11 protein-coding genes and 1 pseudogene are annotated in these 13,667 nt (G+C 68.2%); 7 read left to right on the forward strand and 5 right to left on the reverse strand.

Annotated features, from left to right (window positions below; all coding sequences use genetic code 11):
* Positions 1-133 precede the first annotated feature (133 nt).
* Positions 134-1,078, forward strand: a complete 945-nt coding sequence (locus ACFWYS_RS10545) for a LysR family transcriptional regulator (RefSeq protein ID WP_384765684.1) — start codon at positions 134-136, stop codon at positions 1,076-1,078.
* 57 nt (positions 1,079-1,135) lie between these two features.
* On the opposite strand, the gene ACFWYS_RS10550 is transcribed toward ACFWYS_RS10545, so the two are convergent.
* The gene (locus tag ACFWYS_RS10550) at positions 1,136-3,226 is read right to left on the reverse strand and encodes a PhoX family protein (protein WP_384765685.1); all 2,091 of its coding nucleotides are present in this window, start codon (positions 3,224-3,226) and stop codon (positions 1,136-1,138) included.
* Positions 3,227-3,502: 276 nt separating this feature from the next.
* Here ACFWYS_RS10550 and ACFWYS_RS10555 point away from each other — a divergent pair, with 276 nt between their 5' ends.
* From ACFWYS_RS10555 to ACFWYS_RS10565, 3 genes are all read left to right on the forward strand, one after another.
* Complete coding sequence (locus ACFWYS_RS10555) at positions 3,503-5,233, forward strand: VWA domain-containing protein (protein ID WP_384765687.1); 1,731 nt, start codon at positions 3,503-3,505, stop codon at positions 5,231-5,233.
* 152 nt (positions 5,234-5,385) lie between these two features.
* Positions 5,386-7,095 carry a methionine--tRNA ligase gene (gene metG, locus ACFWYS_RS10560; protein WP_384765689.1) on the forward strand — a complete coding sequence of 570 codons (1,710 nt, stop codon included), beginning with the start codon at positions 5,386-5,388 and terminating at the stop codon, positions 7,093-7,095.
* A gap of 201 nt (positions 7,096-7,296) precedes the next feature.
* Complete coding sequence (locus ACFWYS_RS10565) at positions 7,297-8,001, forward strand: DUF6082 family protein (RefSeq protein WP_384765690.1); 705 nt, start codon at positions 7,297-7,299, stop codon at positions 7,999-8,001.
* 313 nt (positions 8,002-8,314) lie between these two features.
* Here the strand turns inward: ACFWYS_RS10565 and ACFWYS_RS10570 are convergent, their stop codons facing one another.
* On the reverse strand, positions 8,315-8,662 hold the full coding sequence (locus ACFWYS_RS10570) for a DoxX family protein (RefSeq protein ID WP_384765692.1): 348 nt from the start codon (positions 8,660-8,662) through the stop codon (positions 8,315-8,317).
* A 91-nt stretch (positions 8,663-8,753) separates the two neighbouring features.
* Positions 8,754-9,104: pseudogene (locus ACFWYS_RS10575) on the reverse strand (pectate lyase); the annotation flags it as partial.
* Between the two features lie 143 nt (positions 9,105-9,247).
* On the opposite strand from ACFWYS_RS10575, the gene ACFWYS_RS10580 reads away from it, so the two are divergent.
* The 3 genes from ACFWYS_RS10580 (at position 9,248) to ACFWYS_RS10590 (ending at position 10,965) form a co-directional block, all read left to right on the forward strand.
* A complete protein-coding gene (locus tag ACFWYS_RS10580) occupies positions 9,248-9,724 on the forward strand; it encodes a hypothetical protein (protein ID WP_384765694.1) in 477 nt (158 codons plus the stop codon).
* 114 nt (positions 9,725-9,838) lie between these two features.
* Positions 9,839-10,204: a PH domain-containing protein gene (locus ACFWYS_RS10585; RefSeq protein ID WP_194043638.1), complete on the forward strand. Its 366-nt coding sequence runs from the start codon at positions 9,839-9,841 to the stop codon at positions 10,202-10,204.
* A gap of 74 nt (positions 10,205-10,278) precedes the next feature.
* On the forward strand, positions 10,279-10,965 hold the full coding sequence (locus ACFWYS_RS10590) for a nucleotidyl transferase AbiEii/AbiGii toxin family protein (RefSeq protein WP_384765696.1): 687 nt from the start codon (positions 10,279-10,281) through the stop codon (positions 10,963-10,965).
* Positions 10,966-11,028: 63 nt separating this feature from the next.
* Here the strand turns inward: ACFWYS_RS10590 and ACFWYS_RS10595 are convergent, their stop codons facing one another.
* Together ACFWYS_RS10595 and ACFWYS_RS10600 are read right to left on the reverse strand one after the other, a co-directional pair.
* A complete protein-coding gene (locus ACFWYS_RS10595; RefSeq protein WP_384765698.1) occupies positions 11,029-12,369 on the reverse strand; it encodes an MFS transporter in 1,341 nt (446 codons plus the stop codon).
* Between the two features lie 197 nt (positions 12,370-12,566).
* On the reverse strand, positions 12,567-13,496 hold the full coding sequence (locus ACFWYS_RS10600; RefSeq protein ID WP_384765700.1) for an intradiol ring-cleavage dioxygenase: 930 nt from the start codon (positions 13,494-13,496) through the stop codon (positions 12,567-12,569).
* Between the last annotated feature and the right edge of the window lie 171 nt (positions 13,497-13,667).

A 13,667-nucleotide genomic window follows, 5' to 3' on the forward strand; every position in this document is an offset into this window, starting at 1 on the left:
TGTCGGCGCCCATGAGGCCGCTGTGATGATGGCAACCGGTGATAGCCCAGCCCTATCGTGCGCCCAATTGGCTGTGATCCATGGGGATTTGTGAGGCTGGTGAAAGCTTTGATTCCGCTTTAGTCTCCGGGGGATGGACCTTGAGGTCAGACACCTCCGCGCACTGTGCGCCATAGCCGACACCGGCAGTCTGCACCGGGCCGCCCGCCAACTGGGCGTCGCCCAGCCATCGTTGAGCACACAACTGCGACGGATCGAGCAGGAACTCGGCGGCGCCCTGTTCCTGCGCGCGAGATCCGGCTGCCGCCCCACCCCGCTGGGCCGCCTGGTCCTCAACCGGGCCCGCCCGCTGGTGGCCGATATGCGCGCCCTGGTGGCCGAGGCGAGGGCGGCCGCGGCGGGCGGCGCACAGCTGCGCGTCGGCTCGACGGCGAGCAAGGCCCTCGCCGGCTGGCTGCGCCGGCTGCGCGGCCAGGGCCAGGACCCGAACCTCCATATGAACGTCTCCCCGAACGCCCTGCTCCGCATGGTCGCCGACGGCCAGCTGGACGTCGCCTTCGTGCACGAGGTGGAGGGCAGCCCGCTGCGCATACCGCCCGAACTCCGCCTGCGCGTGCTGATGGAGCGCGAACCGCAGTTCGTGTCGCTGCCGACCGACCACCCGGCCGCCGCGAAGTCGGAGGTCACCCTCCCCGACCTGGCCGAGGACCGCTGGATGGTCGACCCGACGGTCGACGGGGAGTGGGACGCCGTGCAGCGGATGTTCCGCGCGGCCGGCGTCAATCCGCACGTCCTGCACGGCGACTACTACACGGCCGACGCCTTGGTCGCCACCGGCGAGGTCGTCGCCGTCTGCCAGCCGACCCACGCCGACAGCCCCACCATGGCGGTACGGCGCCTGCACGGCGACCCGCTCGGCGTACGCCTCCTCCTCACGGCCCGTACGGAGACGGACCTGGACGATGTCTATCCCGCGCTGGAGGAGGCGTACTGGGAGGCGGCACGGCAGGCACCGGCGTACCGGGAGTGGCTGGAACGCGACGGTGAACCACAGCCGCCGGTCCCAGCACTCCCGTAGGACCTTCTCCGCAGGACTTCTCCGTAGGACTTCTCCGTAGGCCCTTCTCGGTGCGGGTCAGATACCGATGTCGCACCCGTCCTTGCGCCAGACAGCCACGACGGCCGGCCGGTTGATCTTCCCCTCGCCCTCGGGCCAGGCGCTCAGCGGCTTCTCCGCGGTCGCACCGTCGATCTCGCCCGGGTGCTGCACGGAGACGAGCACACGACGGTCCTGGATGACCGGGCCACAGGTCTCCGCGCCCTTCGGCATCGTCAGGAACTGCTTGAGCTCACCGCGCCGCTCACCGCGCGTGGCGACCCCGAAGAGGCCGTCGTGCGAGCCGAGCTGGTTGCCGTCGGTGGAGATCCACAGGTTGCCGTACGAGTCGAAGGCGACGTTGTCCGGGCAGGAGATCGGGGAGACCTGGTCCTTCGGGAACCCGGCGAAGTAGGTGGCCGAGTCGTTCGGGTCACCGGCGACCAGGAACAGCGTCCAGGCGAACTTCTTGCTGTCGGCGCGGTTCCAGCGCTCGGTGAGCTCCAGGATCTGGCCGTGCTTGTTGCTGTTGCGCGGGTTGGCCTCGTCGGCGGCGGCGAAGCCGGTCTTGCCGCGGTTGGAGTTGTTGGTGAGGGCCACGTACACCTTGCCGGTGTGCGGGTTGGGCTCGATGTCCTCGGGCCGGTCCATCTTGGTGGCGCCGACCTTGTCCCCCGCGAGACGGGTGAAGACGAACACCTCTTCCGCGGTCATCCCCTCGACGTGCGACTCGGCACCGTCGGCGGTTGCGGTGGCCAGCGGGATCCACTCGCCGCTGCCGTCGAACTCACCGTCGGAGGGAAGCTTCCCGGTCCCGTCGATCTCGATGGCGGGCGAGTCACCGGTGAGCTTGGCGACGTAGAGCGTGCCTTCGTCGAGCAGCGAGAGATTGTGCTCGCGCACAGCCCGGGACGTGCCCTTCTTCATCCGCTTGCTGCTGACGAACTTGTAGAAGTAGTCGAAGCGCTCGTCGTCACCGGAGTAGACGACGGGGCGGCAGTCCTCGGTCAGCCGGACCGTGGCGCCCTCGTGCTTGAAGCGGCCGACCGCGGTGTGCTTGCGCGGCTTGGAGGTGGGGTCGTACGGGTCGAGCTCGACGACGTACCCGAAGCGGTGCGGCTCGTTCGGCTCCTGGGCGACGTCGAAGCGCTTGTCGAACCTCTCCCACTTGCGCTCGGTGGCACCGGTGCCGAGGCCGTACCGCTTGTCCGTGGCACGGGTGGCGTTGGCGAAGTACTGGTTGAAGTTCTCCTCGCCGTGCAGCGTGGTGCCCCACGGGGTGACACCACCGGAGCAGTTGTTGAGGGTGCCGAGGACCTTGGTGCCGGTCGGGTCGGCGGAGGTCTTCAGCAGGTCGGAGCCGGCGGCGGGCCCGGTGACCTTGAACTCGGTGGTCGCGGTGACGCGCCGGTTCAGCGGGTGGCGGGGCACGGCGGTGAGCTTCCCGCTCCTCCGGTCCCCCTCCACGACGACGGCGGAGAGCCCATGGGCCGCCCACGCGACCTCGACCTGCTGCTTGGTCGGGTTGGCGGCGTCGTAGCCACGGAACATGATCACTTCGTCGGTGTACTCGTGATTGGCGACGAGTATCTGCCGGTTGCGCTCGCCGGGCAGGGGGAGCAGGGCGAGGAAGTCGTTGTTGTACCCGAACTGCTGGGACTGCGACTCACCGGTCTGGTTGTCCGGGTCGAAGGCCGGGGCACCGCGCAGGATGGGCTCGCCCCACTTGATGACGATGTTCTGCGCGTAGCCGTCCGCGACGGTCACGGTGTCGGCGGTGTTCGGCGCGACAGGGCTGAAGCGCAGGCCACGCGCACCGCGCCCGAAAGTGCCGGTCCGCTCGGTCGTCGCCCCGGCGGCCTCGGCGGCTTCTGCGGCGTCGGCCTTCGGCGCGCTGACGGTGGCGGTGGCGCCCACGGCGGCGACCGCGGAGACGACGGCGGCGGCGCGCAGCGTCGTACGGCGGCTGAGGGCGTCGGCGATGACGTCACCGACGTACGGGTTCGTGGTGGTGTTCGGCACCTCGTGGAAACAGGCGTCACCACACCGGAACCGGCAGGTCAGGGCAGAACGCCCACCAGGGTGCGAGTCACTGTTATTGGTGCGGATGATCGGCAGCGGAATACGCATGGCGTTTTGTTCTCCCCTTGCTTCCCCTTGAGTGCAGCGTGGGGGACGGTAGGGGCACGTTTGTGCGGGAGCGGGGCGAGTGAGTGAACCGCAGGTGAACCAGAGGTGGATGTACGGCAGTTGAGCACGTGGCGGGAGTCGGCTCGATGCGGCCCTTGACTGAGCGGTGGGCCTTGTGTCAGCCCCTCCCCAAGATCGCCATCTGGGGCCGCTAACCTTACGTGTCCGTCCTGGCCAGGGATCTACGGGCATCAACTCATGCGAAGGGTTGCGCACATGGGCATTCTCACTCTCCTGCGGAACGCGTTCGGCCGGTCACGTAAGGGACGTACCGCCGAAGCAGAGGGTGCGACTCCTTCGCCGGAACCGCAGCCGACGGTCCCGTCACCGTCCCCGGAACCCCAGCCGACGGCCACCGCCCAGGTACCGGAACCGCGGGGGGCGGAGCCGCGGAGCGCGGAGCCGCAGAGCGCGGAGCCGCGGGAGACCGGGGCTGCGGGGGCTGCGGGGGCGGCTGGGTCGACTGGGTCGACTGAGAGGGCCGAGACGTCCAAGACGTCTGAGACGTCCGAGCAGGACGCCGACGAGCACGATCTGGTTTCGGCGGCCTTCGACAACGTCACGGTGCCTAAGCCGGCGAAGCCGGTGGAGACGGTGGCTGAGGAGCCGGGGGCGGAAGCGCCAGCGGCTGAGGAACCGGTGACGGAAGCGCCGGTTGCTGAGGAGCCGTCGGCTGAGCCGGTTGCGGAGACGGCGGTTGCCGAGGAGCCGGTTGCGGTCGCGCCGGTGGCCGAGGAGCCGGTCGTTGCGGAGCCCGTCGTTGCGGAGACGGTGGCTGAGGAGCCCGTTGCGGAGACGGCGGTCGCTGAAGAGCCGGTCGTCGCGGAGGCACCGGCTGCCGAGGAGCCCGTTGCGGAGACGCCGGTGGTCGAGGAGGCCGTCGCCGAGGAGGTTGTGGCCGAGGAGTCCACTCCCGAGCCGGTGACCGAGGAGCCCGCGCCGGTTGCGGCAGCCGAGGAAACGGCCCCCGAGCCGGAGGCAGTCTCAGAGCCCGAGACGGTCGTCGAGCCGAAGACGGTCGTCGAGCCGAAGACGGTCGTCGAGCCGAAGACGGTCGTCGAGTCGGAGACGGTCGTCGAGTCGGAGACAGTCGCTGAGCCGGAGCCGGTCGCCGAGGTCGCTCCGGAGGCAGCCGACCCCGAGCAGGACGCCGAGCCGGTCGCGGAGCCGGCCGCCGCGGAGCCTGACGACGCTCCCGCGGTCGCCGACGGTGAGGACGCCGCACAGGGGCCACTCGCAGCCGACGACGAAAGCGGCACGGGTGGTGCGGGTGGGAACACAAAGGCCGAAGGCGAAGCCGAGGCCACCCCCGAAATCCCCCGCGCCCTCAAGACCGCCTACACCGCGGCCACCACCACCCTCACCACTCACAACCTCACCACCACCCACGCCAAGGTCTACCTCGTCCTCGACCGCTCCGCCTCCATGCGCCCGTACTACAAGGACGGCTCGGCCCAGGCCCTCGGCGAGCAGACCCTCGCCCTCGCCGCCCACCTGGACCCCGAGGCCAAGGTCAGCGTCGTCTTCTTCTCCACCGAACTCGACGGCACCGGCGAACTCACCCTCACCGACCACGAGAACAAGATCGACGACCTCCACGCCACCCTCGGCCGCATGGGCCGCACCAGCTACCACGTGGCCGTAGAGGAAGTCCTCGCCCAGCACCAGAAGTCCGCCGACCCCACCGCCCCCGCCCTCGTCGTCTTCCAGACCGACGGCGCCCCGGACGCCAAGACCCCCGCCACCCACGCCCTCACCGAGGCCGCGAAGACCCACCCGTCCGTGCACTTCGCCTTCGTCGCCTTCGGCGCCCCGGACAACAAGGCCTTCGACTACCTCCGCAAGCTGAAGACGGACAACACGTCCCACTTCCTGGCGGGCGAGACCCCCCGCGAGCTGACGGACGCCGAGCTCTACGAGGGCATCCTGGCGAACTGGCGCCCGTAACCCCCGAAGATCACACCCGAAGATCCCCGGGCCGCCCCTTCCCACCCCTTAAAACGGGAGGCGGGCGGCCCACCCATGTCGGCTACGATTTCAAGGTTCTCAAAACACCAAGAAGACCCACCAGCCCGACCCGACCTGGGAGCAGCCCCGCGATGGCTCGACACCTCATCACCAGCGCCCTTCCGTACATCAACGGAATCAAGCACCTGGGCAACATGGTGGGGTCCATGCTCCCGGCGGACGTGTACTCCCGGTACCTCCGCCAGCGCGGCCACGACGTCCTCTACATCTGCGCCACGGACGAGCACGGCACCCCGGCCGAGCTGGCGGCGAAGGAGCAGGGCCTCCCGGTGGCGGACTTCTGCGCCCAGGCGCACGACGCGCAGAAGGCGGTCTACGACGGCTTCGCGCTGGCCTTCGACTACTTCGGCCGGAGCTCCTCCCCGCAGAACGTCGAGATCACCCAGCACTTCGCCCGCAAGCTGCACGAGAACGGCTTCATCGAGGAGCGGGCGATCCGCCAGGTGTACAGCCCGGCCGACGGCCGCTTCCTCCCGGACCGCTACGTCGAGGGCACCTGCCCCCACTGCGGCTACGACAAGGCCCGCGGCGACCAGTGCGAGAACTGCACCCGCGTACTCGACCCCACCGACCTGATCAACCCCCGCTCCGCGATCTCCGGCTCCACGGACCTGGAGGTCCGCGAGACCAAGCACCTCTTCCTCCTCCAGTCCAAGCTGCAGCGCGAGGTCATGGAGTGGGTCGCCCGGCACGACGGCGTCTGGCCGCACCTGGCCTCCTCCATCGCCCACAAGTGGCTGACCGAGGGCCTGCACGACCGCGCGATCACCCGTGACCTGGACTGGGGCGTCCCCGTCCCGGCGGACACCTGGCCGGAGCTGGCGGCCGAGGGCAAGGTCTTCTACGTCTGGTTCGACGCCCCGATCGAGTACATCGGCGCGACGAAGGAGTGGTCGGACCAGGACCCGGAGAACCGGGACTACAAGTCCTGGTGGTACGACGTGGACGACACCGTCCGCTACACGGAGTTCATGGCGAAGGACAACGTCCCCTTCCACACCGTGATGTTCCCGGCCACCGAGCTCGGCATCCGCGAGCCGTGGAAGAAGGTCGACTTCGTCAAGGCCTTCAACTGGCTGACGTACTACGGCGGAAAGTTCTCCACGTCCCAGAAGCGCGGCGTCTTCACCGACCAGGCCCTGGAGATCCTCCCGGCGGACTACTGGCGCTACTTCCTGATCGCCAACGCGCCGGAGTCGGACGACTCGTCCTTCACCTGGGAGCACTTCACGGCCACGGTCAACAAGGACCTCGCCGACACCCTCGGCAACTTCGTCAACCGCGTCCTGTCGTTCTCCCGCAAGCGCTTCGGCGACGACGTCCCCGCGGGGGGCGCGCCCGGCGAGGCGGAGGTGAAGCTGGGCGAGCAGATCGCCGAGCTGCTCGCCGAGTACGAGGGGCACATGGAGGCGCTCCAGTTCCGCAAGGCGGCGGCGGCCCTGCGTGCCCTGTGGTCGGCCGGCAACTCCTATCTGGAGGAGAAGGCCCCCTGGCTGGAGATCAAGACCGACAAGGACGGCGCCGCGCTCACCCTGCGCACGGCGATGAACCTGATCCATCTCTACTCGGTGGTCTCGGAGCCGTTCATCCCGGCGACGGCGAAGACGATGCGTGAGGCTTTCGCGTTGCCCGACGACACGGCGACCTGGGTGAGCCCGACCGAGGCGAAGTCCCTGACCTCCGTCCCCGCCGGCACCCCCTTCACCGTCCCGCCGGTCCTCTTCGCAAAGCTCACGGACGAGGACCTGGAGACGTACAAGGAGCGCTTCGGCGGCGAGTAAGCCGAGCAGTAGGGATAAGAAAGGGCCCGTTGGTTTCCCACGTTCACCAACGGGCCCAGAGGAATCCGGACGAAATCATTCTCCTGGCGCATACCCATCCCTGCTTCTAGCGCATTGTTTTCCCGGCGGATTACGTGGGCATACCTCCCCTGGATCGAAGACATACTCACGAGTAATAGTGGTCTTCCATCAGGGGGTGCCATGGCAGGGTCTCGTCGCGCTCGCGAGGTTTGGGTCCTGGTCACCATCACGATCGCATCCTGTGCGGCGACCATAGGGCTCACACTCTTCCTGACGAGCTTCTCCGGAATTCAGTCCACCGCCACCGGAAACGCGGGCCAGTCCTTCGGCGCCGCCGCCGCTGCCACGTCGGTCGTCGTCCTCATCTATATCGCCCGCACATTCCACCAGCAGGGCGAGGAATCCAGGATGCAACGCGAAGTCCTGGAGGCACAGCGCGCGGAACTGGCATTGCAACGCGAGGTCGCGGAAAACCAACACCATATGACACGCCGCGTCGCCGAGGCGGCAATGCGGGAGCAACATCGGAAGCTTATTCAGATGGCCATCGACGATCCCCTCCTGATGGCGGTCTGGCCAGGCTACGGAAGTGAAGTGTCCGATGGCCTTCGCAAGCAATTCATGTACGCCAACCTGATCATCTCTCACCTATGGACGCACTGGAATACGGGCGAACGTGACGAGGTCGAGAAAACGCTGGATCACATCTTCAGCAGCCCGACGATACGGGACTTCTGGGAACGGACACGAGTTTCGCGCGACCTCTCCTTGCCCTCCGACGGAGGGCTGCGCCATTTCTATGACACCGTTGAATTGGCCTATCAGCGTCAGACGCTGAACCAAGCAATGCGGCTCGACCCGAATAATCTGGCCGAGCCGCACTGAGCGCTCAACAGGCCAGTGCGTTCCATCCAGCACTGACGAGTACGTCCCGGGGAACTACCACGAGCCTTTCGCCCTCCCCTACCCCTGATCCGGGAGGCAGCGTCTCATGGACCTCCTGGGGAGCATCGCGCCCGATGAACGCCACGTCACCCGAGGAAAGAGCGAACACGGCAGGACAGTTTGCTTCACTCAGGCATCGCTGCACCGGACTGTCCAATCGTCTGGTTATTCTCATGCCCCGCACCCTAGGCCCCAAGGGCCCCGCCAGACATCGCCCATCTGGCGGTAACGAGGCGCACACGACACCTTTTGCTCAACCGGCGTACGCCAACACCAGCGCCCCCACCACCGGAGCGGCATAAACCAGCGGAAACGGGATGTGCGAGTACCACCGCGCCCGCGCCACCGTCACCGCGGCGCCCAGGAAGTACAGCACTAGCCCCACCCCGGCCAGCACCCCGATCACCGGCACGAACAGCCCGACGACCAGGCCCACGGCCCCGGCTGCCTTGGCCAGCCCGAGCCAGGTCCACCACGGCCGGGGGACGCCGTAGTCGGTGAGGGCCTGCACGATCCACTGGGCGCGCATCAGCAGGACGGCGCCGGAGAAACCGGCCATCAGGGCGGCGACGAGGGTCACGACGACGTATGCGGTGTGCATGGGAGCTCCCGGTCAGGTGCGGTCTGTTTGCCTACTGCCTCCCTGACGCCGCCCGCCACGGAAGTGTGACGGCACTGCGAGAAAAACCTCGTCAGGACAGCGCCCCGGCCCCCGTCGTCGTAGCCAGCTCCGTCACCAGGTTCTTCGCCGACGTCTGCAGCCCGGCCGTGAGCGCCGGCTTCCAGTTCACCGTCGTCTTGATCTTCTTCGAGCCCGCGGAGTTGTACGCGGCCACGAGGTCGGTCGCCGTGCCGTTGACGAGGTTGCCGGAGCCGGCGATGGAGCCGGTGCCGTCGCCGCTCAGCAGCCCCGCGACCTTGGCGCCGGACGGACCGATCCGGGCCAGCGGGGCACGCTGCACGATGCCCTTCCACACGTTGTGGTGGAGGGTGACCCGCAGCTTGCCGGCGCTGTCGGTGTCGCTGCTGCCGATCAGCGTGGTCGCGAAGATCTGAAAGGTTGCCGTGAATCTTTTGGCCGATCGGTGCCCAACTCGGGGACATCACGCGGATGTTGCCCATGCGCTTGGCAACGATCCCACCCCACCGCCACCATGCCCCCCGCGACGACCGTAAGGTTTCCGCCATGGCAGTCCCAGAGGTCATCCCGATCGCCTACGAGCCGCACGGCCGCACCGAAGCGATCGGCCAGTACGCGGACGGGCAGTTCATGGGGTCGGTCACGTACGCCTTCCCCAAGGGCTTCGACCTCGGTTCCGGCTGGGAAGAGCACAAACGGCTCTATTCGGTCCTGCACACCTTCGACGCCGACGGCCGGTACCGCGACTCGGAGATCTGGTGCGCCGGCACCTGGGCCGAGCAGCAGCGCGCCCCGCACGGACCCGACTCGGTCCTCGCCCGTGCCCGCGCCCACCTGGCGTCCCTGCTGCGCAGCCTCCCCCGGCGCACCTACACGGACATCGCGATACGTCCCTTCCAACTCACCGTCGAGGGCGTGCTGTTCGGCCTGGTGACGGACGAGGAGGAGGGGGAGGCCTGGGCCGAGCTCCACCCCGACAACCTGGGGTTCGGCGCGCCGTGGGACGGTTCGTACGACACCTGATCTTTTGCGCCCCTATGCGCGGCCGCCCAGAACGGCTATACATGGCGAAGATCACGCATGACCGCTGAAGATCAATGAAGACCACGCAAGGCCATCACATGGGGGGATCCATCCATGGCACTGTTCGGGAACGCGCACACCATCGACCAGGGGCAGGCGCAGCAGGACTACGCGCGTCTGCTGGGCCACGGTGAGCAGGTGCACGCGGCGTACCTGCTGATACGCGACACCATCCTGTTCACCGACCGCCGTCTGATCCTGGTCGACAAGCAGGGCATCACGGGCAAGAAGGTGGAGTACCACTCGATCCCGTACCGCAGCATCACCCACTTCGCGGTGGAGACCGCGGGCACCTTCGACCTGGACGCCGAGCTGAAGATCTGGCTGTCCGGCTCGGCGACGCCGATCGAGAAGACGTTCACCAAGGGCGTCGACATCTACGAGGTGCAGGCGATCCTTACGCAGTTCGTGGCGAGGTAGCTAGCCCGGACAGCCGCACGCTCCGGCCCCGTTGAGGTCTCGCGCCTCGGCGGGGCCGTCATAATCGGCGCACCATGATCCCGCTCCCCCGAGACCTCCTGACCGACGCCCTCACCCTCGGCGCCCGTTACCCGCTCGTCCTGGCGGGCGAGTACGCGGTCCGGGCGCACGGCCTGACGCCGGAGCGGTTCGTGCGGGGGCCGCTGGAACTGGCGACCGAGACGGCCGAGCCCATGGACCGGATCGCGGCCGTGGTCGGCCAGGGTCTGACCGACCTCGGCTGGCGGGTACGCCCCCTGGAGACCGACCCGCTCTCCGCCCGGCTCCTGGTCACCGACGAGGAAGGCACGGCGGAAACGACGCTCGATCTCCTCAAGGAAACCCTCTGGCACCCGCCCGTCATGACCGACCTGGGCCCGGCCCTCTCCCTCGAAGACCTCATCGGCACCAAGGTCCGCGCCCTCACCGACCGGGGCACCGCCCGCGACCTGACCGACGTCTACGCCGCCGCCTCCCACTGGACCTTCCCCGACCTGGAGGAACAGGCCCGCCGCCACGCCTGGGACGACTTCGACCCGTCCGACCTCCAGTCCCGCCTGGAGGCGACGGAGCTGCTGGACGACCGCGAGTTCACCGCGAGGGGCCTGGACGAGGACTCGGTGCGACTGCTTCGCCGCTGGGTCCGGGCCTGGGCGGACGACATCGCTGAGCGCCTGCTGGAGGAGGAGGCGCTCAGCCCTCCGGCGGACGGGGACGAGTGAGGACGCCCTGGAGGAGGGCGGCGAGGGCGGTGGGGCGACGGTGAGTAGAGCACGGCCCCGGCCTCACTTGACGGGCTCCGCCGACGTCACGTCGGACGTCGCCCTCGTGCCCCCGCCTCCCGTCCGGCGGATGAGGGCGACGCCGGCCACGGCCAGGAGGGACGCCGCCGAGAGGGTGTAGAGGCCGCCGTTGGTGGTGCCGGTGGTGTCCTTGAGGTAGCCGAAGAGGGTGGGGGAGACGAAACCGCCCAGGTTTCCGATGGAGTTGACGACCGCCAGTCCGGGCGCGGCGACCTTGAGGTCGAGCCCGGACTGGGCCATCGGCCAGAACAGGGTCGCCGCGCACTTGCCGCCGACCGCCGCCAGCGTGATCGCGGCGAGGCCGAACCACGGGGAGCCCAGCGTGGCCAGGAAGGTGCCGAGGGCCGACAGGACCAGGGCGATGGCGAGGTAGGGGCGGCGGTCGGGGGCGCCGTCGGTGAAGTGGCTGGCCGTGTACATCGCGATCACGGCGCAGATCCACGGGATCGCCGAGAGCAGGCCGACCTCGAAGGAGGACAGGCCGCCTATCTCCTCAACCAGGCTGGGCAGCCAGAAGGTGATCGCGTAGCCGGTGAGGGCCATCGCGAAGAAGACCGCGGTCAGCAGGGCGACCTGCTTGTGGAAGAGGAGCCTGAGCCGGGACACCTTCGGGGCCCGGCTGCGGGCCTCCTCGTCGCGGGCGACCGCCGAGCGCAGCGCGTCCTTCTCCTCCCTGGTGAGCCAGCGGGCGTCCTCGATACGGGAGACGAGGAAGAATCCGGCGACGAAGCCGACGACGATCGAGAGCAGTCCTTCGAGGGCGAACATCCAGCGCCAGCCGGCGAATCCGCCGACCCCGTGCAGTTCGAGGAGGGCACCGGTGATCGGGCCGGTCACGATGTACGCCGTCGCCGAGCCGCCCAGGAAGATCGCGCTCGCCCGGCCGCGGCTGGAGTCGGGCAGCCACTGGGTGAAGTAGAGCAGCACGCCGGGGAAGAAGCCGGCCTCCGCGACGCCGAGCAGGAAGCGCAGGCCGTAGAACATCCACACGTTGTGGATGAAGCACATCGCCACGATCACCGCACCCCAGGTGATCATGATGCGGGTCAGCCAGACCCGGGCGCCGAAGCGCTCCAGGAGCATGTTGCTGGGCACCTCGAACAGGGCGTACCCGATGAAGAACAGCCCGGCGCCGAGGCCGTAAGCCGTCGCGCTCACGCCGACGTCGGCCCGCAACTCGTCCTGCACGAAGCCGACGTTGGTCCGGTCCATCTGGTTGACCAGCAGCATCAGGACGAGGATCGGCAGCATCCGGCGCAGGAACTTGCCGACGGCGCGGCGTTCGGCGTCGGGTGTCACGCCTTCCGACATCACTTCCGACATCGTTGCCTCCCCTAGGTCGTGCACGTATGTGAACCTGGATCACGTACGCGGGCCTGGGGAACCATACGGAGACCGGGCTTCCGGGTCAACGGATTGAGCGGATGTCCATACATGTGGACGCGGGGCGGATGCGCACACACATCCGCCCCGCGCCTTGCCTCACTCGCCTCGCCTCGCCTCGTAGGCCCGTAAGTCGGTCAGGTTCCGGCGTTGGTGGTCTCCGGGTCGACACCCATCGTGATCGTCGCTACGACGCCCTTCGCGATGTCGTTCTTGCGGTACTTCAGCTTCAGCAGGCCGCCCTCGGTCCCGTTGTCCGGGTAGATGGTGTCCTCGTCGAGCGTGGTCCGGGTGGTGGTGTTGGTGGAGTACGGCTCCACCTCGGCGGAGGCCAGCACGCTCTCCTCGTCGAAGAAGAACTGACCGGTGTGGCAGGTGTTGCCGCCCTCGTAACCGGCGTCCGTCCAGGTGCCGTTCACATGCACCTTGGTGTGGATGTGAACGGAGCGGCCCTGGTACCAGCCGGGGAAGACCGTCCTGAACTCCACCACGCCGTTGCGGTCCGTCTTCGAGGTACCGCGCAGATAGCGCTCGTCGTCCGTCGGCTCCACGTGGACGCCGCCTCCGCCACCCGGCTCGCCCGAGGGCGCGCCGGACGGGGGCTCACCCGTCGGCTGGCCGGAGGGCGGGGTACCGCCCCCGCCGCCACCGCCGCTGCCCATGGCCTCGTATCCCGAGTACACGCCCAGCGCGTTGCAGTGCCAGATGTCGACCGCGGCGTTCCTGATGGGCTTGCAGGTCTCGGAGTCGATCACCTTGAGGCGGAGAGTGAGCGGGATGCCCTCCTGGTCCTCGGTCACGTCCTTGCGGAGCTTGTCCGCGTCGATGTAGTAGGGGCCCTCGGTCGTCTCGGAGGTCAGCTTGTAGCAGACCTCGCCGCTCGACGCACTGGCACTCGCCGACGCGGAAGAGGACGTGGACGCGCTGGTCTCACCCGCGAACGCGCCCGCCGCGAGCGTGCCGCCCACGCCCACCGCCGCGGCGGCTCCCGCACCGGCGACGACGACCTTGCGACGTGTCAGGTCCCGCTTGTGTTTCGGCCCTTCGGCCGTGTGGTTTCCCGTCATGTGCGGGAAGTTAGGGACGGCGCCTGTCAGGAGGTTAGGTAAGACCTGGGTGAGAGCCCTGCATGCGCCGCGCAAAGAAAAAGTTTGGGGGTGGAAAAAGAGGAGTAGAAAAAAAAGAAACAAAAAAAAAAAAACAAAAAAAGTATGAAGACGCACAAAACCACAAGCTAC

The sequence above is a fragment of the Streptomyces sp. NPDC059010 genome (assembly GCF_042740355.1).
Lineage (GTDB): Bacteria > Actinomycetota > Actinomycetes > Streptomycetales > Streptomycetaceae > Streptomyces.